The 16,943-nt window shown below is 73.9% G+C and carries 18 protein-coding genes; 9 read left to right on the forward strand and 9 right to left on the reverse strand.

The window, feature by feature from the left end:
• Window positions 1-56: 56 nt before the first annotated feature.
• Window positions 57-1,337, reverse strand: a complete 1,281-nt coding sequence (locus DN051_RS22190) for a flavin-containing monooxygenase (protein ID WP_079001300.1) — start codon at window positions 1,335-1,337, stop codon at window positions 57-59.
• A 225-nt stretch (window positions 1,338-1,562) separates the two neighbouring features.
• On the opposite strand from DN051_RS22190, the gene DN051_RS22195 reads away from it, so the two are divergent.
• The 3 genes from DN051_RS22195 to DN051_RS22205 are packed head-to-tail and all read left to right on the forward strand — an operon-like array spanning window position 1,563 to window position 3,047.
• On the forward strand, window positions 1,563-2,015 hold the full coding sequence (locus DN051_RS22195; RefSeq protein ID WP_112439356.1) for a DoxX family protein: 453 nt from the start codon (window positions 1,563-1,565) through the stop codon (window positions 2,013-2,015).
• Window positions 2,012-2,413, forward strand: a complete 402-nt coding sequence (locus DN051_RS22200; protein WP_079001332.1) for a Zn-ribbon domain-containing OB-fold protein — start codon at window positions 2,012-2,014, stop codon at window positions 2,411-2,413. Before DN051_RS22195 ends, DN051_RS22200 begins: the two co-directional genes overlap by 4 nt.
• 31 nt (window positions 2,414-2,444) lie before the next feature.
• Window positions 2,445-3,047: a GNAT family N-acetyltransferase gene (locus DN051_RS22205; RefSeq protein ID WP_112439357.1), complete on the forward strand. Its 603-nt coding sequence runs from the start codon at window positions 2,445-2,447 to the stop codon at window positions 3,045-3,047.
• 13 nt (window positions 3,048-3,060) lie between these two features.
• On the opposite strand, the gene DN051_RS22210 is transcribed toward DN051_RS22205, so the two are convergent.
• The 3 genes from DN051_RS22210 to DN051_RS22220 form a co-directional block, all read right to left on the reverse strand.
• Window positions 3,061-3,726: a pyridoxine/pyridoxamine 5'-phosphate oxidase gene (locus DN051_RS22210; protein WP_112439358.1), complete on the reverse strand. Its 666-nt coding sequence runs from the start codon at window positions 3,724-3,726 to the stop codon at window positions 3,061-3,063.
• Window positions 3,727-4,031: 305 nt separating this feature from the next.
• Window positions 4,032-4,457 carry a pyridoxamine 5'-phosphate oxidase family protein gene (locus tag DN051_RS22215; protein WP_053760894.1) on the reverse strand — a complete coding sequence of 142 codons (426 nt, stop codon included), beginning with the start codon at window positions 4,455-4,457 and terminating at the stop codon, window positions 4,032-4,034.
• Between the two features lie 116 nt (window positions 4,458-4,573).
• On the reverse strand, window positions 4,574-5,740 hold the full coding sequence (locus tag DN051_RS22220) for a thiolase C-terminal domain-containing protein (protein ID WP_112439359.1): 1,167 nt from the start codon (window positions 5,738-5,740) through the stop codon (window positions 4,574-4,576).
• A gap of 99 nt (window positions 5,741-5,839) precedes the next feature.
• On the opposite strand from DN051_RS22220, the gene DN051_RS22225 reads away from it, so the two are divergent.
• On the forward strand, window positions 5,840-7,021 hold the full coding sequence (locus tag DN051_RS22225) for an acyl-CoA dehydrogenase family protein (protein ID WP_112439360.1): 1,182 nt from the start codon (window positions 5,840-5,842) through the stop codon (window positions 7,019-7,021).
• Window positions 7,021-7,497: a nitroreductase/quinone reductase family protein gene (locus DN051_RS22230; RefSeq protein WP_053760897.1), complete on the forward strand. Its 477-nt coding sequence runs from the start codon at window positions 7,021-7,023 to the stop codon at window positions 7,495-7,497. The genes DN051_RS22225 and DN051_RS22230 overlap by 1 nt, the downstream gene beginning before the upstream one ends.
• Before the next feature lie 4 nt (window positions 7,498-7,501).
• Here DN051_RS22230 and DN051_RS22235 read toward each other — a convergent pair whose 3' ends face one another.
• The gene (locus DN051_RS22235; RefSeq protein ID WP_053760898.1) at window positions 7,502-8,125 is read right to left on the reverse strand and encodes a LysE family translocator; all 624 of its coding nucleotides are present in this window, start codon (window positions 8,123-8,125) and stop codon (window positions 7,502-7,504) included.
• Window positions 8,126-8,207: 82 nt separating this feature from the next.
• Here DN051_RS22235 and DN051_RS22240 point away from each other — a divergent pair, with 82 nt between their 5' ends.
• On the forward strand, window positions 8,208-8,660 hold the full coding sequence (locus DN051_RS22240; RefSeq protein WP_112439361.1) for an Lrp/AsnC family transcriptional regulator: 453 nt from the start codon (window positions 8,208-8,210) through the stop codon (window positions 8,658-8,660).
• A gap of 101 nt (window positions 8,661-8,761) precedes the next feature.
• Here the strand turns inward: DN051_RS22240 and DN051_RS22245 are convergent, their stop codons facing one another.
• Window positions 8,762-9,397 (reverse strand): TetR family transcriptional regulator, encoded by a 636-nt coding sequence (locus DN051_RS22245; RefSeq protein WP_053760900.1) that lies wholly within the window; start codon window positions 9,395-9,397, stop codon window positions 8,762-8,764.
• A 134-nt stretch (window positions 9,398-9,531) separates the two neighbouring features.
• Here DN051_RS22245 and kbpA point away from each other — a divergent pair, with 134 nt between their 5' ends.
• Both kbpA and afsK read left to right on the forward strand, forming a co-directional pair.
• Window positions 9,532-10,266, forward strand: coding sequence for an AfsK-binding protein KbpA (gene kbpA / locus DN051_RS22250; RefSeq protein WP_053760901.1), 735 nt, complete (start codon window positions 9,532-9,534; stop codon window positions 10,264-10,266).
• A gap of 177 nt (window positions 10,267-10,443) precedes the next feature.
• Window positions 10,444-12,795, forward strand: a complete 2,352-nt coding sequence (gene afsK / locus DN051_RS22255) for a protein serine/threonine kinase AfsK (RefSeq protein WP_053760902.1) — start codon at window positions 10,444-10,446, stop codon at window positions 12,793-12,795.
• 114 nt (window positions 12,796-12,909) lie between these two features.
• Here the strand turns inward: afsK and DN051_RS22260 are convergent, their stop codons facing one another.
• From DN051_RS22260 to DN051_RS22270, 3 genes are read right to left on the reverse strand one after another with little or no spacing between them, the layout of a single operon-like run.
• Window positions 12,910-13,704 carry an enoyl-CoA hydratase/isomerase family protein gene (locus tag DN051_RS22260; protein WP_053760903.1) on the reverse strand — a complete coding sequence of 265 codons (795 nt, stop codon included), beginning with the start codon at window positions 13,702-13,704 and terminating at the stop codon, window positions 12,910-12,912.
• Window positions 13,683-14,099 carry a Zn-ribbon domain-containing OB-fold protein gene (locus tag DN051_RS22265; protein ID WP_053760904.1) on the reverse strand — a complete coding sequence of 139 codons (417 nt, stop codon included), beginning with the start codon at window positions 14,097-14,099 and terminating at the stop codon, window positions 13,683-13,685. Before DN051_RS22265 ends, DN051_RS22260 begins: the two co-directional genes overlap by 22 nt.
• Window positions 14,100-14,108: 9 nt before the next feature.
• Window positions 14,109-15,257: a lipid-transfer protein gene (locus DN051_RS22270; protein WP_053760905.1), complete on the reverse strand. Its 1,149-nt coding sequence runs from the start codon at window positions 15,255-15,257 to the stop codon at window positions 14,109-14,111.
• Between the two features lie 93 nt (window positions 15,258-15,350).
• On the opposite strand from DN051_RS22270, the gene DN051_RS22275 reads away from it, so the two are divergent.
• Window positions 15,351-16,934 (forward strand): FadD3 family acyl-CoA ligase, encoded by a 1,584-nt coding sequence (locus tag DN051_RS22275; RefSeq protein WP_112439362.1) that lies wholly within the window; start codon window positions 15,351-15,353, stop codon window positions 16,932-16,934.
• The last annotated feature ends 9 nt before the right edge of the window (window positions 16,935-16,943 follow it).

The raw sequence follows: 16,943 nt of genomic DNA on the forward strand, positions 1-16,943 counted from the left end.
CATTGTCAGGAACCGGTGTGCAGCCGGGAAATCGGGCGGGCGGGACCCGGTGGGGCTCAGCCGGGGAGCCGGGAGACCCGGTCGGCGCTCCTCCTGGCGATGGTCCGGGCGATCTTCTCCGCGTCGATCGCCAGCTCGCGGAACATGCCGCTGATCGGGTTGGTGAAACCGGTGAAGTACAGGTCGGGGGCGTTGCGCGGGGTGCGGGCACCGTGCACGACGGGCCTGCCGCGGTCGTCCAGGACGTCGAGATGGCCGACGAGGGGCTCCAGCGCGCGGCGGTAGCCCGTCGCGGCGACGACGGCGTCCGGGGTGACCCGGCTGCCGTCCGCGAGCAGGACCTCGCCGTCCTCGAACGCCTGTACCGCGGCGACGATCTCGACCCTGCCGCCGCGCACCGCGTCGACCAGGCCGACGTCCTGCACGGGGATCGAGCCCTCGGTGACCCTGCTGTACAGGCCGGTCGCGGGGCGGGGCAGGCCGTGCGCGCTCAGGTCCGGCACGCTGACCTTGGCCAGCGGGCGGGCGAGCCGGTCGACGAGCCGGACCGGCAGCCGGCGCACGAGCACACCGGTGTACTGGGCCGCCCAGCCGGCCGTGGAGCGGCGGACGATGTGCGGGGCGGTGCGCACCGACAGCCGCACCCGGGCCGCGCCGCCCTCGACGAGGTCGACCGCGATCTCCGCGCCGGTGTTGCCGACGCCGACGACGAGGACGTCCTGGCCGGCGTAGGGCTCGGGGTTGCGGTAGTCGCGGGCGTGGCGCAGTTCGCCGGAGTAGGTGTCCCGGCCCGGCCAGTCCGGAAGGCGCGGGGTGTGGTTGTGGCCGGTGGCGACGACCACGGCGCCGCCGGTCAGTTCACGGCCGCCGGTGGCGTGCAGCAGCCAGCCGGTGCCGTCGGGCGCCCGCTCGACGCGGGAGACCTCGACGCCGGTCACGATCTCCAGTTGGTGGTGCTCGGCGTACTTCTCCAGGTAGCGCACCACGTCGTCCCGGGAGACCCAGCGTCCGAAGCGGCGCGGCATCGGCAGTCCGGGCAGCGCGGACAGCCGGCGGGTGGTGTGCAGGTGCAGCCGGTCGTAGTGGCGTCGCCAGGACGCGCCGACCCGGTCGGACTTCTCCAGTACGACCGCGCGGATGCCGCGGGCCCGCAGCGCCCGGGCGACGGAGAGGCCGCCCGGTCCGCCGCCGATGACGTAGACGGGCCGGTCGGCGGGGCTTTGCGAGGGGCGCGGGCCGCCGTCGTCCCGGGAGGTCTCGGGGCTCGCGGACGTCGGTTCCTCCCGCTGCGGGGACGTGGGTCCCTCGGGTTGGGTGGGCGCTGTGGAGTCGGGCATGTCCCGGAGCGTAACCACATGCCGGGTTGATGGGTCTCGGTCAAGACCGAAATTGGTTGCGGATCGATCACGGGTGGGGGAGGAGTGGGTGGAGCTTGTGGCGCCGGGCGACTGGTTGTGAGTGATCGGGGAGGACCGGGCGCGGGGCGAGGGGTGGACACCCGGGGGCCGTGCCGATTAACTGACGTACCGTCAGATACGGCGGGACCGTCGGCGGGAGAGCCCATGGACACGATCTGGCTGAGCGGTGCGCAGTGGCTGGCCGTGCTGCGCATCGGGCTCGGGCTGTGGTGGCTGGAGAGCTGGCGGCACAAGGACAAGAAGGGCTGGTTCGAGCGGGGCACCGGGATCGCCTGGGCGGCGGACGTGGCGGCGGAGCACCGCTGGGGCGTGGTGCGTTCGGGATTCCGGCGCGTCGTCGCCCCCCGGCCGCGGGTGATGGCGTACGTCGTCGTGTACGCGGAACTCGCCCTGGGACTCGGCCTGATCACCGGATTCCTCACCCCGGTCGCCCTGGCCGGCGGGCTGCTGCTCAACGTCCTCTACTTCAGCCTCATGATCCACGACTGGGCCGAGCAGGGGCAGAACCTCATGATGGCGCTGATCTCCACCGTCGCCCTGTTCGGGATGTCCTGGCAGACCTGGTCGCTGGACGCCGCCCTGGGGTGGCTGCCGTGAGCGCGCGGCACGATCTGCCGGACGTCGACGCGTTCACCCGGACCTACTGGGACGCCGCGGCGGGCGGGCGGCTGCTGGTGCGGCGCTGCCGGGCGTGCGGGCGGGCGCACCACTACCCCCGGGAGTTCTGCCCGTACTGCTGGAGCGAGGACGTGGGCTGGGAGGAGGCCTCCGGTCGCGCCACGCTCTACACCTGGTCCGTCGTGCACCGCAACGACCTGCCGCCCTTCGGGGAGCGCACCCCGTACGTCGCCGCGGTCGTTGACCTCGCCGAGGGGCCGCGGATGATGACCGAGGTGGTCGAGTGCGGGCCGGACGACCTGCGGGCGGGGGCGGAACTGGCGGTGGCGTTCCGGGAGGGAGTGCCGGTCTTCCGGGTCCGGCGGGATCGGGGGTGATTCACCGCCGACGAGGAGATTGAATGGGGCGATGTCCCACATACGCGCCCGGTCCCTCGTCTCCCAGCCCTTCCCCGAGCCGCACGGCCACGGTCTGCGGCTGTGCCGCTGGGACCCGGATTCCGACGCCGACGCCGAGAACTGGCTGCGCGGCATGTCCGACCCGGAGTTCCAGCGCTGGAACACTCCGCTGAAGCAGATCACCGGGCTGTCCGAGGCCCGTGCCTCCCTCCGCGCCAAGGCGGAGAGCTGGGCGAACGGTTCCGGCGCGTCGTTCCGCGTCGCGGACGCCGCCACGGGCACCACGCTCGGCCACCTCGGTGTCAACGAGATCGACCATGTCTTCCGCGTGGCGCGGGTCGGCTACTGGACCCTCCCCGAGGCCCGCGGCCGGGGCGTCGCCGCCCGCGCCCTCGTCCTCGCCGCCGACTGGGCGTTCACGGACCTCGGCCTGCACCGCCTGGAACTGGGCCACGCCCTCGGCCACGAGGCCTCCTGCCGGATCGCGCAGCGCTGCGGATTCCCCTACGAGGGGACCCTGCGCGGCGCGATGTGGGAGGCCGGGCGGCAGGACACGTTCCGCGACGTGCACCTGCACGGCCGACTGGCCACCGACCCGCCGGTCCGGCTGTGAACGCGGCCCGGTCTCAGGGCCACAGGAGCTGCCGGGTCCAGCCGTCCGGGGTGCGCCGGTAGGCCAGCCGGACGTGGCGCCGCCGGGCGTCGCCCTGGAAGAACTCGACCTCGTCGGGCAGGAGTCGGTAGAGCGTCCAGGTGGGGACCGGGGCCTGCGGGGTGTCCCGTGCCCGGGTCCAGGCCTCGTCCGAGGCGCGGGCGAGTTCGTCCAGGGAGCCGAGGGGTTCGCTCTGGTGGCCGGTGAGCGCGGCGGCCAGCGCGCCCGTGGAGCGGGCGTGCAGGTCGGACCGGCTCTCCTCGGCCGGGGCCGTGGTGACCGGGCCCCGCACCCGGACCTGCCGGCCCTGGGCGGGCCAGTAGAAGCCCAGGGCGGCATAGGGGCGGGCCGTGAGATGGCCGCCCTTGCGGCTGGTGAGGTGGGTCGCGAAGGACCAGCCGTGTGCGTCGGCGCCGTGCAGCATCACCGTGCGCACATCGGGCCGGCCCTCCTCGTCCGCCGTGGCCAGGGACATGGTGTGCGGTTCGGGCTGGCCCGCGGCCACCGCCTGCGCCAGCCATCCGGTGAACAGGGGCAGCGGTTCGGCGGGCGCCGCGGCGGGGTCGAACGGCGGCAGCTCGGTGGCCTCCGGGTCCCACACCCGCAGCGACCTCAGCAGCTCGTGAAGATCCGGTTCCATGGGGCGAGTATCCCCCCGCGGGCCGCCGCGACGGCCTGGGGCCTGCCGTCGGATTCCCGCCTGTCCCGCGACGCCCGGCGCGCTCCCCCACTGCCTGAAAGGTGTGGGAGGTGCCCCCGCTCGCGGCACCGGGGGAAGGCCCGGGTACGTCCGGTACGAAAACTTCCGCCCGGCATTCCCCCGGCCTCCGGCCGGGGACCCCCGGAGCGCGCACCGGACGCCGCGGGGCCGCCCTTCGGGCGACGACGCCGCGGGGCCGCCCTTCGGGCGACGACAGCAATGTGACGACAGGCCCTGGACCAGCCCTAGACCGACCCGAGGTCCGAGGACACCCACCGCTCGGGCCGCATCCGGATGACGACCTGCTCGCCGTGGTTCTTCGCGGCGAAGTCGACATAGCCGTCGACCTTGTCGGCGGGGAGGTAGCGGGCGGCCAGCTCCCGCAGCTCCTCGACGGTCGCGGAGGTGGTCCCGATCACCGGGCCCTCGACGGAGACGTAGCGGATGGTCGGTTCTACGCGGTCGACCATCAGGGAGAACCGGCCCGCCGCGCCGAGCAGCTCGTTCTTGCGGGAGTCGCGGCCGGTCATGATCCAGATGTTGCCGCCGGGCGCGTACTGGTACCAGATCGGCACGGTCAGCGGGGCCCTGCCCGCCATCCCGGCCACCGCAAACGCGGCCACGTGGGGTTCGGCCAGGAACTGTTCGCGTTCCTCACGGGACAGTGCCATGATCGCTCTCCTTCGAGTGCTCCAGGTCCGCGGGCATCCGCTTGTCCCTGTCAGCGTGCCCCGGCGGGGGCCGTATTCCGGGTAGCCGGGCCGCTGGGTGCCGGGGGAATGCGGATTCACCCGCGTCCCAGGATCACCGTCCCGGAGGAGCAGAACCAGCCCCCCGTCCCCGAGGCCACCCCGAGCCGGGGCAGTTCGCCGTCCCGCGCGCGCACCTGGCGGGCACCCGCCTCCCCGCGCAACTGCCGCACCGCCTCCACGAGCAGGAACAGCCCGCGCATACCGGGGTGCTGGGCCGACAGGCCGCCCCCGTCGGTGTTCACCGGCAGTTCCCCGCCCTCGACCCTGAGCCGGCCCTTCTCCACGAACGCGCCGCCCTCGCCCTTCGCGCAGAAGCCGAGGTCCTCCAGGGTCACCAGGGTCATGTAGGTGAAGGCGTCGTAGATCTCGGCGAAGTCGATCTCGTCCGGGCGCACTCCGGCGCGTTCGAAGGCCAGCCGTCCGCTCACCGCCGCCGGGGACACGGTGAAGTCGGTCCACTGCGACATGGCGGCGTGCGAGACGTGCTCACCGGTGCCGAGGATCCACACGGGGGCGGTACGGCAGTCCCGTACGAACTCCTCGGCCGCCAGCAGCACCGCCGCGCCGCCGTCGGAGCGGATGCAGCAGTGCAGCTTGGTGAACGGCTCGGCGACGGGCGGGCCGGACAGGACGTCGTCGACCGTGATGGGGTCGCGGAACATCGCCTCGGGGTTGAGCGCGGCGTTGGCCCGCGCCTGGACGGCGACCTGGGCCAACTGCTCGACGGTCGTGCCGTGTTCGATCATGTGGCGGCGGGCGGCCATGGCGTACTTCGCGATCAGGGTGTGGCCGTACGGCACCTCGAACTGGAGCGGGCCGCGGGCGCCGAAGGAGAGGGTGCCGGTGCGCCGGCCCGCCCTGAGGTCCGCGCGGGCCGTGGAGCCGTAGGCCAGCAGCACCGCGTTCGCGTGGCCGGCGGCGATCGCGTCGGCGGCGTGGGCCGCCATGACCTCCCAGGTCGAGCCGCCGACCGAGGTGGAGTCGACCCAGGTCGGGCGCAGGCCGAGGTAGTCGGCCACCTCCGCGGGTGCCAGCGTGCCCGTGCCGGCGGACGCGAAGCCGTCGACCAGGCCGCGGTCGAGCCCGGCGTCGGCGAGGGCCCGGCGGGCGGCCTGGGCGTGCAGGGTGTACGGGGTTGCCTGGTCCACACGGCCGCAGGCGGACAGGGAAACGCCCACCACGGCCACTCTCCGGGTCCGCATGAATCTGACGGTACATCAGATCGGTGGTTCCCCGGCAGGTCTGGGTATCGCGGCCCCGCTGCCCTAACATGACGACCCGTCAGATCCTGGAGGTCGCTCATGGACGCCGGCTTCACCCCCGAGCAGGACGAGATCCGCCGCACGCTGCGCGAGCTGCTCCGCCGCAACCGCGACGCCGAGCGGGAGCGGGCCGCCCCGCACGGCCCGGACGGACACGACCGACGCCTGTGGACCGGCCTCGCCGCCGGACTCGGCCTGCCGGGCCTGGCGCTGCCCGAGGCGTACGGCGGGGTCGGCTGCTCGGCGACCGAACTGGCCCTCGCCTGCGAGGAGACCGGCCGGACACCGTTCCCCTCACCGCTGCTCGCCACCGGCGTCCTGGTGGCCCCCCTCGTGCTCGCCCTGGGCACGGACGCCCAGCGCGCCGACCTGCTCCCGCGCATCGCCTCCGGCCGCCTCACCGCCGCCCTCGCCGTTCCCGGCGCGCGGCTGGCCACCGCCCTCGCGCTGACCGGCGGCAACCGGGGCGACTGGGCCGGCGGCGGCCGGGCGGGCGGTGTGCAGGCCCGCCGGGCCGACGGCGGCTGGCGGCTCTACGGGGAGGCCGACCAGGTCCTCGACGGGCACAGCGCGGACCTGCTCGTGGTGGCCGCGCACGCCGGGGGGTTCGCCCGCTCGCGGACCCTGCTGTTCCTGGTGCCGGGTGAGGCCGCCGGTGTCGTACGGGTGCGGCTGACCGCCCTGGACCCGTCCCGGCCGCGGGCCCGTGTGCAACTGCGCGACGTACCCGCGCAATTGCTGGGGGAGGACGGGGCGGACGTCCCGGGGGCCCTGGCCGCGGTCGGGAACACCGCCGCCGCCGCGCTCGCCGCCGAGTCCGTCGGGGCAGCCGACGGCATCCTGGCGCGGACCGTGGAACACGTCGGTCGGCGTGAGCAGTTCGGCCGGCCCATCGGCTCCTTCCAGGCCGTCAAGCACCGCCTGGCCGACGTGTACGTCCAGGTGCAGGCGGCCCGCTCGGCGGCCTACTACGCGGCCTGGGCCACTGCCCGCGCGGAGCCGGTCGGCGGGCTGGCGCTCGCGCAGGCCCTCCAGGCGCTGCGCGTCGCGGCGGCCGAGGGGATCCAGTTGCACGGCGGGCTGGGCTTCACCTGGGAGCACGAGGCCCACCTGTACTTCAAGCGCGCCGCCGGCGACGAGCTCCTCTTCGGGCCCGTCCACCGGCTGCGCGACCATGCCGCCGGTTCGGCGGGGCTGTTCGAGGGAGAGGTGGCTGTCTGATGGCCTCGGGTCTGCGCGGCGCGGTGCAGAAGGTGTCCTCCACCAGGGCCTTCGCGAAGGCCGCCCCTCATGTCGTGCCCGCCCTGGACCGCGCCGTCCACCGGCTCAGCCGGGGCAGGGTGCTGCTCAGCGCCCTGATGCTGCCCGGAGTGATCCTCACCGCCACCGGCGCGCGGAGCGGACTGCCCCGGCGCACCCCGCTGGCCTGTCTGGCCGAGGCCGACGGAGGCGGCTGGATCCTGGTCGGCTCCAACTTCGGCCGGCCGGGCCATCCCGCCTGGACGCACAACCTCCTCGCCCGCCCGGCCGCCGAGATCAACTGGCGGGGCGAGGACATCCCGGTCACGGCCGTGCTGCTGGCGGGGGAGGAGCGCGCGCGGGCCTGGCGCGCGGTGCTGGAGTTCTGGCCGCCGTACGCGGCGTACCAGGCACGGGTGGAGCGGGAGATCAGGGTCTTCCGGCTCGTGCGACGGTGAGCGGCTACAGCGTCGCCAGCCGCTGCACCAGCAGAAACGTGCCGATGCCCAGCATCGCGGCGCCCGAGGTGCGGGCGACGGCGCGGGCGGCGGCCGGACGGGTCCCGAGGACGGCGCGGGCCGCGACGCCGACCGCGAGGTAGACGACGGCGCAGCACGCCATGTGCAGCAGGCCGAGCACCGCCGTCTGGGCCGGTACGGGCAGATGCGCGCCGTCCACGGTCAGGAACTGCGGCAGGACCGAGAGGTAGAGCAGCAGGCCCTTGGGGTTCAGGCCGCTGATCGCGGCGCCGCGCAGGAAGACCCGTGCCCGGCCGGTCCGGGCCGGCTCCTCGGACGCCTGCGGCGTACCCGGTCGGCGCAGCACGCCCCAGCCCAGCACGACCAGGTACAGCGCTCCCGCCGCGGTCAGCGCGGTGAGCAGGACCGGGGACCCGGCCACCAGGACCGCGAGACCGGCCGCCGCCAGCAGGGTGTGCAGGGCGTAACCGCCGACCAGGCCCGCCACCGCCGTCACCGGCGACCGGTCGCGCAGACCGGCCGAGATCACGTACGCCCAGTCGGCGCCCGGCACGCACACCAGCAGCAGGTCGAGGGCCAGGAAGGAGAACAGCACCGCCAATTCCATGGCGGCGAGATTATGCGTGATCGGCGCGAAAGTGTTCCTTAAGTTTGCCCAGCACAGGGCCCTCATGAGAAGAATCTTCGCCATGGACGACATAGACCGGAAAATTCTTGCCGAGCTCCAGACGGACGGGCGGCTGACCGTGACCGAGCTGGCCGCGCGGGTGCGGCTGAGCGTCTCGCCCTGCCACCGCAGGCTGCGGGAGCTGGAGCGGTCGGGGGCGATCAGCGGCTACCGGGCCGTGGTGGATCCCGCGGCCGTGGGGCTGACCTTCGAGGCGCTGGTCTTCGTCTCCATGCGGCAGGAGGACCGGGAGACCGTCGTCGAGTTCGAGCGCGCGGTCGGCGAGGTGGAGCACGTCCTGGACGCCCAGCGGCTGTTCGGGGACCCCGACTATCTGCTGCGGGTCGCCACCGCGGACCTCGCCGCCTTCCAGCGGCTGTACGACGAGCGGCTGGCGACGCTGCCCGGCGTGCAGCGGCTGACCTCGACGCTGGTGATGAAGCACGTCGTCAAGGACCGCCCGATGCCCGCCTGAACGGCCCCGGACAGCACAGCGGGCGGTGGCCCACCCGGGTGAACCGCCGCCCGCCTGACAGGACTTCGGACAGGGACAAGAAGGTGCGCCCGCCGCGCGGGCTACTTCGTCGGCTTCTTGCCCGTGATGCCCAGATGCACCAGCAGCGCCAGATTCGGCTTGAGTTCGGCCTGCTTCACACCCCAGGACTGGAAGCCCTTCTGGTGCGAGGCGACCGCCGCCAGCATCGCGACGATCGAACCGGCCATCGCCGCCGGGTTCACGTCCTTGTCGACGCGGCCCTTGGACTGGAGCTCGGCGACCGCGTCCACCAGGGAGTTGTTCACCGAGTTCAGGATCTTCATACGGAGTTTGTAGAACCGCTTGTCGCCCTCGGCGGCCCCGAGGTCGACGACGCGCAGGATGGCGTCGTTGCGGCGCCAGAACTCCAGGAAGCCGTCCACGAGTTCCTGGGCGGTCTGCCAGCCGGCCTTGCCGGTCCAGGAGCGGCCGGCCAGCAGCTCGGTCAACCCGGCGCCCTCGGTGGCCATTTGCTCGGCGATCTCCAGGACGGCGCCTTCGACGTCCGGGAAGTACTGGTAGAAGGTGGCGGGCGAAGTGCCCGCCTTCCGGGCGACATCGATGACTTTGACGTCCCGGTACGGGGAGGAGCTGAGCATCTCGCTGAGGCAGTCGAGCAGCTTCTGCCGGGTCGCCTGCCCACGCCGACCGGCCACGCGGCCGTCGACGGTACGCACTTGTCCTGTCATGCCGTCAGCTTACCGAGGGGTGATCGGACCGCGATTCGGCCGACTGCAAATGGGGTGCACGGCGGGAAACGCGGTGGTGTGGCAGGTGGGCGGGGTGCGTGAAGGACGATTAGCTTGACCATATGGCCGAAAACAGGGCATCTGCTCGCGACGAGGCGTTCCTGGAGGGTGTCCCCTGCTGGGTGGACGCACAGCTCGCGGACGTGGAGGCGGGCAAGCGGTTCTACGGTGGGCTCTTCGGGTGGTCCTTCACGGCGTCGCACGGCGGCGGTGTGTGGGCCCGGCGGGAGGGCGAACCCGTGGCGGCGCTGGCGCGCAAGGCGGACGGCCGCCTGCCCACGGTGTGGACGGTGTACTTCGCGACCCCGGACGCCGACGCGCTCGCGCGGCGCGTCCGGGCGGGCGGCGGCCAGGTGGTCACCGCTCCGGCGCAGGTCGGGGAGCTGGGCACCGCCGCGCTGGTCACCGACCCCGAGGGCGCCGTCCTCGGTCTGTGGCAGCCGGGGTCCCACCGGGGCTTCGGGCGGCGCCACGAGCCCGGCACGTTCGCCTGGGCCGAGCTGTACGCCCGCGACACGGCCGCCGCCAACGCCTTCTACGGGGAGCTGTTCCACGACGCCCTGTTCGGCCCCGACGCCGAGCCGGACTTCGGCCGCGCCCCGCTCGTCGATGTCTTTCCCGCCGAGATGCCGCCCCATTTCCTGGTCCATTTCGCCGTCGAGGACTGCGAGGCCGCGCTCGCGGCGGTGAGACGGCTCGGCGGCCGCGTCCAGGCGGGGCCCTTCGCCACTTCGTACGGGACAGTGGGCGTCGTGGCGGACGACCAGGGGGCGTCGTTCGCGGTTCTCCAGCGCTGACCTGCTGCTTTTGATCTGATAAAAGGCGTGACACCCCATATGTCGCCGGGTTCGCAACCTGTGGCCCGGACAGGAAGAATCAGGGTGCGTGCCGCCACGGCGGTGCGGTGGTGAGACGCTGCACTGGGTCGCGTACATATGGAGGTGGCGCGGCTCGTACGGGGAGGTGGCAGGCAAGTGGTGGATCAGCTGACACAGCACGATCCGCGGCGGATCGGGCCGTTCGAGGTGCTGGGACGACTGGGCGCCGGCGGCATGGGACTGGTTTATCTCGCACGCTCGGCGTCCGGCCGGCGCGTGGCGATCAAGACCGTCCGGACGGAGCTCGCCGAGGACCAGCTGTTCCGGGTCCGGTTCACGCGCGAGGTCGAGGCGGCCCGCGCGGTGTCCGGCTTCTACACGGCGGCCGTGGTCGACGCCGACCCGCGCGCCGCCGTGCCGTGGCTGGCCACCGCGTACGTGCCCGCGCCCTCGCTCGAGGAGATAGTGAACGACTGCGGGCCGCTGCCGGCCCAGGCGGTGCGCTGGCTGGCGGCGGGCGTCGCGGAGGCCCTCCAGTCCATCCACGGCGCCGGGCTCGTCCACCGGGACCTCAAGCCCTCCAACGTCCTGGTCGTCGAGGACGGTCCCCGGGTGATCGACTTCGGGATCGCCTCCGGCGTGTCGAACACCCGTTTGACGATGACGAACGTCGCCGTCGGCACCCCCGCCTACATGTCGCCCGAGCAGGCGAAGGACTCGCGCTCCGTCACCGGCGCCAGCGACGTCTTCTCGCTGGGCTCCACCCTCGTCTTCGCCGCCACCGGGCACCCTCCCTTCCACGGCGCCAACCCGGTCGAGACCGTCTTCATGCTGCTGCGCGAGGGCCCCGACCTGGAGGGACTCCCGGACGAGCTGCGCCCGCTGATCGAGTCCTGTATGCAGATGGACCCCTCGGCCCGTCCCACCCCCGCCGATCTCCAGGCCCAGCTCGCCCCGCACCTGTTCGGCTCCGGCTCCGACGACAGCGGAACGGCCTCGGCATGGCTGCCGGAGAAGGCCGTCGGCCTGATCGAGACCCGCCGCGGCGGACGCCCCGCGGTCAGACCGGCCCCGGGAACGGGCCGCAGCGCGGGCCGGCCGCACGCCGTGCCGCCCCCGCCGTCCCACGACCCCGTCGTACCGGCCCCGCCCGTGCCCGCCCCGGTCGGCGCCCCCGACGGCGGCCCGGTCCGGCTGGCCGGCGCCCCGATGCCGATCGGCCCCGGCCCCCGGGTCGCCGACGCCCGTGCCGCCGCGGTCAAGGCGCCTCCCCCCGAGGCCGGTCTCGTCGCGTCCTGGTCCAGGCCCCGCCCCGGTGTCAACGGCGCCGAACCCGCCGTCCCGGCCGCGGCCCCGCCGCCGCTGCCGGAGAGCCCGGCCGGCTGGCGCCCCTGGCGCTTCCGCATGTCCAACGACGTCTGGGGCACCCCCGCCGTCGCCGACGACCTGGTGTACGTCACGTCCTTCGAGGTCCACGCCCTGGACGTGGCCACCGGCCGGCGCCGCTTCAAGACCCGTGACGTGGCCTGGTCGATGGCGGTCGCCGACGGCAGGGTGCACGCCTCCGACGGACCCACCCTGTTCGCCCTGGACGCCCGCGAGGGCGGCGACCTGTGGCGGCTGTCGACGGACGCCTGGGTGTACTCCCTGAAGGCCGAACGCGGCACCGTCGTCACCGGCACCCGCGGCGGCGGCGTGCAGGCCTGGGAGGCCGCCAGCGGCCTCAAGCTGTGGGAGATCGGCGGCTGCCAGAGCGACTTCGAGTCGCCCGAGGCCGGGCCCGCCCTGCACGACGGCACGGTGTACGTGTGGCAGGACGCCAGGCTGCGCGCCCTGGACGCCCGCACCGGCGACGAGCGCTGGTCGTACCCGATCGGCGACGCGGCCTCCTGCGGCGGCGTCCCGGTCCGGATCACGCCCGCCCCCGACGGCTACGTCTACGTCTGCGCCGGCACCCGCGTCCTGGCCGTCGAGGCGGCCGGCGGGCACGTCCGCTGGCACTTCGAGGCACCCGCGGTGTTCCTCTCCCCGCCCGCCTTCGCGCCCGGCCCCGCCGTCACCGGCGGCGGCGTCTACCTCGCCGACTACCTCGGCACGGTCTACGCCCTCGACGCCACCGACGGCCGCGACCGCTGGCGGATCGCCACCGAGTCAAGGTCGTCCATCGAGCCGGTGCTGGTCGCCGCCGGCCACGTCCATGTCGGCAGCGGCACCGGCCTGTACACGCTGGACGCGGTCACCGGCACGCCCAAGTGGCGCTTTCAGGCGGGCGGCGACATCGTGGGCTCGCCCTCGGTCGCCGAGGGCCGGATCCACTTCGGCTCCACCGACCACCTGCTGTACACCCTGAAGGCCGACGACGGCCGGCTGCGCTGGAAGCTCGCCACGGGCGGCGAGATCACCGGCTCCCCGGTGGTCAAGGACGGCATCGTGTACGCGTGCAGCAAGGACCGCTGTGTGTACGCGCTGGACGCGGAGAAGGGCACCGGTACGGCGCGGACCGCCTGAGCGGCACCGGGGCCGGCCGTCGAACGGGCTCGGCGGGGGCTCCGGACGGCGGCGGTCGCCCCGGACACCACGCCCGGTCCGCGGCACCCGCCACGCGGTGGGCGCGCTCCCGGCTCACCGGACCCGGAAGCCGTCCGGCCGCCGTGCGGCGAACAGTTCGGCCTGCCGCTCGGCGGGCAGATTACCCAGCGCGACCAGATGCGGGGCCAGGGCCAACGCCTGGGAGAGGGCCGCCTCCCGGGCCGCCCAGCAGGCGCGCACGGTGCCCTGCACGGCCTCGGGCGGACACCCCGCGATGGTCTCGGCGCAGCGCACGGCCGCCGCCACCGCCTCGCCGGGGGCGGTGACCTCCGACACCAGGCCCACCTCGTACGCCCGCCGCGCGGAGATCCGCTCCGCGGTGCCCATCAACGCCATCCTCGCCACCTCCCCGGGCGGCATCCGCTGCGCCAGGTACATCGACTCGTACGCGCTGACCATGCCGTAGGTCGTGTGCGGGTCGAAGAAGGTGGCGGTCTCGTCCGCGACGACGAACTCGGCCTCGCCCAGCAGGTAGAAGGCGCCGCCGCAGGCCATGCCGCGCACGGCCGCGACGACCGGTTTCCACAGGTCGTTCGCCTTCGGGCCGACGGTGAGCAGCGGGTCGTCCACCATGTACGGCGAGCCGGGCTGCGGCACCTCGGCGCCGCGGTCGATGCCGGTGCAGAAGGCCCGTTCCCCGGCGCCGGTCAGGACGACGGCCCGTACGGAGTCGTCGAACCGGAACTCCCGCCAGACCGCGGCGAGGTCGGCCGCCGTCGCGAGATCGACGGCGTTGAGCCGTTCGGGTCGGTCCAGGGTGACGACGGCGACGCCGGTGGCCTTGTCGGCGGTGACCCGGACGCCGCTCACACCCGCTCCAGCACCCATTGCGGGAGGCCGTCGCCGTCGAAGACGACGCGGACCCGCGCGCCGATCCGGATCCCGCCGGGCGCCACGGAGTCGAGGCGGGCGCCGGGTTCGCGGACGAGGTTGCCGACGAGCCGGACGGCGGGTGCGTCGGCCAGCTCGACGACGATCACGTTGTACGGCGCCTGTTCGGCGTAGTCGGGCAGCAGCGGCGGGTGCGGCACGACGTACGACCAGATCCGTCCGTGGCCGCCGACCGCGCGCCACTCCGTCGCGAAGGACCGGCAGCGCGGGCAACAGGGCCGGGGCGGGAACCGGAACCCGCCGCAGTCGGCGCAGGCCTGGATCCGCAGTTCGCCCCGGGCGGCGTACCGCCAGAAGGGGGCGCCGTCGGCGTCGATGGCGGGGCTGAGCATGTCGACTCCTCAGTTCCGGAGCAGCAGGGCGGAGGTGGGGACGCCCTCACCGGCCGTGACCAGGCAGGTGGCGGCGCCGGGGACCTGCGCGGTACTGGTCCCCCGCAGTTGCTTGACACCCTCGGTGATGAGGTTGAACCCGTGGACGTAGGCCTCGCTGAGCCCGCCGCCGCCGGTGTTCAGCGGCAGCCGCCCGCCGGTCTCCAGGGCGCCCCCCTCGGTGAAGGCGCCGCCCTCACCGCGGTCGCAGAAGCCGTAGCCCTCCAGGGAGAGCGGGACGAGGGCGGTGAACGCGTCGTAGATCTGGGCGACGTCCACGTCCTGCGGGGTGAAGTCGGCGTGCTTCCACAGGTGCCGGGCCGCGGTCCAGGCGGGGCCGGTGAGCGGGTCGTCGTTCCAGTAGTTGACCATGCCGTGGTGCTGGGCGGGCAGGCCCTGCGCGGCGGAGTGGACGTAGACGGGCCGGCTCCGGCAGTCCCGGGCCCGCTCGCGCGAGACGACGACGCAGGCCAGCGCGCCATCGGTCTCCAGGCAGTTGTCGAACAGGCAGAGGGGTTCGCTGATCCAGCGGGAGGTCATGTACATCTCGCGGGTCAGCGGCCGGTCGTACATCACCGCGGCGGGGTTCTGGTTGGCCCGGTTCCGGCAGGCGAGGGCCACATTGAACAGGTGGTCCCGGGTGGTGCCGTACTCGTGCATGTGGCGGCGGGCGAGCATGGCTATCTCGTCGGCCGGGCGCAGCAGCCCGAAGGGGCGGGTCCACTGGGCCGGGGTGGGGAGCTGGACGGTGGTGTTCGTCCAGGGCCGCGGCCCGCTGCCCCGTTTGCGGGACCGCCAGGCGACCCCGACCGTGGCCTGCCCGGTGGCGACGGCGGCGGCGAGGTGGGCGACGGTGGCGCAGGAGCCGCCGCCCCCGTAGCCCACCTTGCTGAAGAAGGTGAGGTCGCCGAGGCCCAGGCTCTTGGCGAGCTCCACCTCGTCGGTCTCCTCCATCGTGTAGGAGGCCAGCGCGTCGACCTCCCGCGGGGCGATCCCGGCGTCGTCCAGGGCGGCGAGCACGGCACGGCACGCGAGGGTCCGCTCGTCCTCCGGAAGGCGCCGGGCGAAGGCGGTCTGCCCGATCCCGACGATCGCCGTCGCGTCCTTCAGCCCTGCCATGAGCACACCTCCGCAACGGTCCGGTCTGCTGACAGTCCGTCAGGCTACCGCTAATCTGACGGGTAGTCAGCTATGGGTTCGGGGAGGCCGGTTGTGCGAGGGGACGAGGAGTGGGGCAGCATCCCGGCGCTGGTGCGGAGCGCGGCCGAACGGTACGGCGACGCCGAGGCGGTGGTGGAGGGCAGGACCAGGATCTCGTACGCCGAACTGGGCGCCCGCGTGGAACGCGCGGCGGCGGCCTGTCTGGCGTACGGGGTGGCGCCCGGCGACCGGGTCGCGGTCTGGGCGCCGAACACCCTGGACTGGATCGTCTCGGCGCTGGGCGCGGTGTCGTCCGGCGCGGTCCTGGTCCCGCTGAACACGCGCTTCAAGGGCACGGAGGCCGCGGACGTCCTGCGGCGCAGCCGCGCGCGGCTGCTGTTCGTCACGGGCACGTTCCTGGGGACGTCGTACGTGGCGTCGCTGCGGCGGGCCGCGGGGGAGGGCGACGGGCGGGGCCCGCTGCCCGGACTGCCGTCCCTGGAACAGGTGGTGGTCCTGTCGGACGACGCCCCGGCCGACTTCCGCACCTGGAAGGACTTCCTGGCCGGCGGCGACCGGGTGGCGGGGGCCGCCGTGCGGGCCCGGGCCGACGCCGTCGAGCCGTCCCGGCCGTCGGACATCGTCTACACCTCGGGCACCACCGGCCGCCCCAAGGGCGCGGTGATCACCCATGCGCAGAGCCTGCGCGCCTACGAGGTCTGGAGCGACCTGGCGGGCCTGCGCGGCGACGACCGCTACCTCATCGTGAACCCCTTCTTCCACACCTTCGGCTACAAGGCGGGGATCCTGGCCTGTCTGATGCGGGGCGCGACGATGATCCCCCAGCCGGTCTTCGACGTGGACACGGTCCTGGCGAACATCGCGGCGGAACGGGTGTCCGTCCTGCCCGGCCCGCCCGCCCTGCACCAGGCCCTGCTGGACCACGCCTCCCGCGACGCCCACGACCTGTCCGCGCTGCGCCTGGTGGTGACCGGTGCCGCGGTCGTCCCGCTGCGTCTGGTCGAGCGCCTGCGCGGCGAACTCGGTGTGGACACCGTCCTGACGGCGTACGGCCTGTCCGAGGCGAGCGGCATCGTCACGATGTGCCGGCGCGGCGACGACCCCGCGGTGATTGCGTCGACGTCCGGCCGGGCGATCCCGGGCACGCGGGTGCGGGTCGACGCGCCCGCCGGCAGTCCCGGGGAGGTCCTGGTCAGCGGATTCAACGTGATGGCCGGCTACTTCGAGGACGACGCGGCCACGGCCGAGGTGCTGGGGGCGGACGGCTGGCTGCGCACCGGCGACGTGGGCGTGCTGGACGCGGCGGGAAACCTGCGCATCACCGACCGGATCAAGGACATGTTCATCGTCGGCGGCTTCAACGCCTATCCCGCCGAGATAGAGCAGGCGCTCGGCCTGCATCCGGCGGTGGCCGACGTCGCCGTGATCGGCGTTCCCGACGCCCGGCTGGGTGAGGTCGGCAAGGCCTACGTGGTGCGGCGCCCGGGGGCCGTGCTGACCGCGGACGACCTGATCGCCTGGGCGCGCCGGGAGATGGCGAACTACAAGGTGCCCCGGACGGTGGAGTTCGTGGGGGAGCTGCCGCGCAACGCGAGCGGCAAGGTGGTGAAGGGGGAGCTGCGGGCGCGGCGCTGAGCGGGGGTG

The organism is Streptomyces cadmiisoli, from assembly GCF_003261055.1.
Classification (GTDB): domain Bacteria; phylum Actinomycetota; class Actinomycetes; order Streptomycetales; family Streptomycetaceae; genus Streptomyces; species Streptomyces cadmiisoli.

Coding starts and splice junctions, on each gene's coding strand:
- DN051_RS22190 (WP_079001300.1), bottom strand. CDS start 1,337: ATGCCCGACTCCACAGCGCCCACCCAACCCGAGGGACCCACGTCCCCG.
- DN051_RS22195 (WP_112439356.1), top strand. CDS start 1,563: ATGGACACGATCTGGCTGAGCGGTGCGCAGTGGCTGGCCGTGCTGCGC.
- DN051_RS22205 (WP_112439357.1), top strand. CDS start 2,445: ATGTCCCACATACGCGCCCGGTCCCTCGTCTCCCAGCCCTTCCCCGAG.
- DN051_RS22210 (WP_112439358.1), bottom strand. CDS start 3,726: ATGGAACCGGATCTTCACGAGCTGCTGAGGTCGCTGCGGGTGTGGGAC.
- DN051_RS22215 (WP_053760894.1), bottom strand. CDS start 4,457: ATGGCACTGTCCCGTGAGGAACGCGAACAGTTCCTGGCCGAACCCCAC.
- DN051_RS22220 (WP_112439359.1), bottom strand. CDS start 5,740: ATGCGGACCCGGAGAGTGGCCGTGGTGGGCGTTTCCCTGTCCGCCTGC.
- DN051_RS22225 (WP_112439360.1), top strand. CDS start 5,840: ATGGACGCCGGCTTCACCCCCGAGCAGGACGAGATCCGCCGCACGCTG.
- DN051_RS22230 (WP_053760897.1), top strand. CDS start 7,021: ATGGCCTCGGGTCTGCGCGGCGCGGTGCAGAAGGTGTCCTCCACCAGG.
- DN051_RS22235 (WP_053760898.1), bottom strand. CDS start 8,125: ATGGAATTGGCGGTGCTGTTCTCCTTCCTGGCCCTCGACCTGCTGCTG.
- DN051_RS22240 (WP_112439361.1), top strand. CDS start 8,208: ATGGACGACATAGACCGGAAAATTCTTGCCGAGCTCCAGACGGACGGG.
- kbpA (WP_053760901.1), top strand. CDS start 9,532: ATGGCCGAAAACAGGGCATCTGCTCGCGACGAGGCGTTCCTGGAGGGT.
- DN051_RS22260 (WP_053760903.1), bottom strand. CDS start 13,704: ATGGGTGCTGGAGCGGGTGTGAGCGGCGTCCGGGTCACCGCCGACAAG.
- DN051_RS22265 (WP_053760904.1), bottom strand. CDS start 14,099: ATGCTCAGCCCCGCCATCGACGCCGACGGCGCCCCCTTCTGGCGGTAC.
- DN051_RS22270 (WP_053760905.1), bottom strand. CDS start 15,257: ATGGCAGGGCTGAAGGACGCGACGGCGATCGTCGGGATCGGGCAGACC.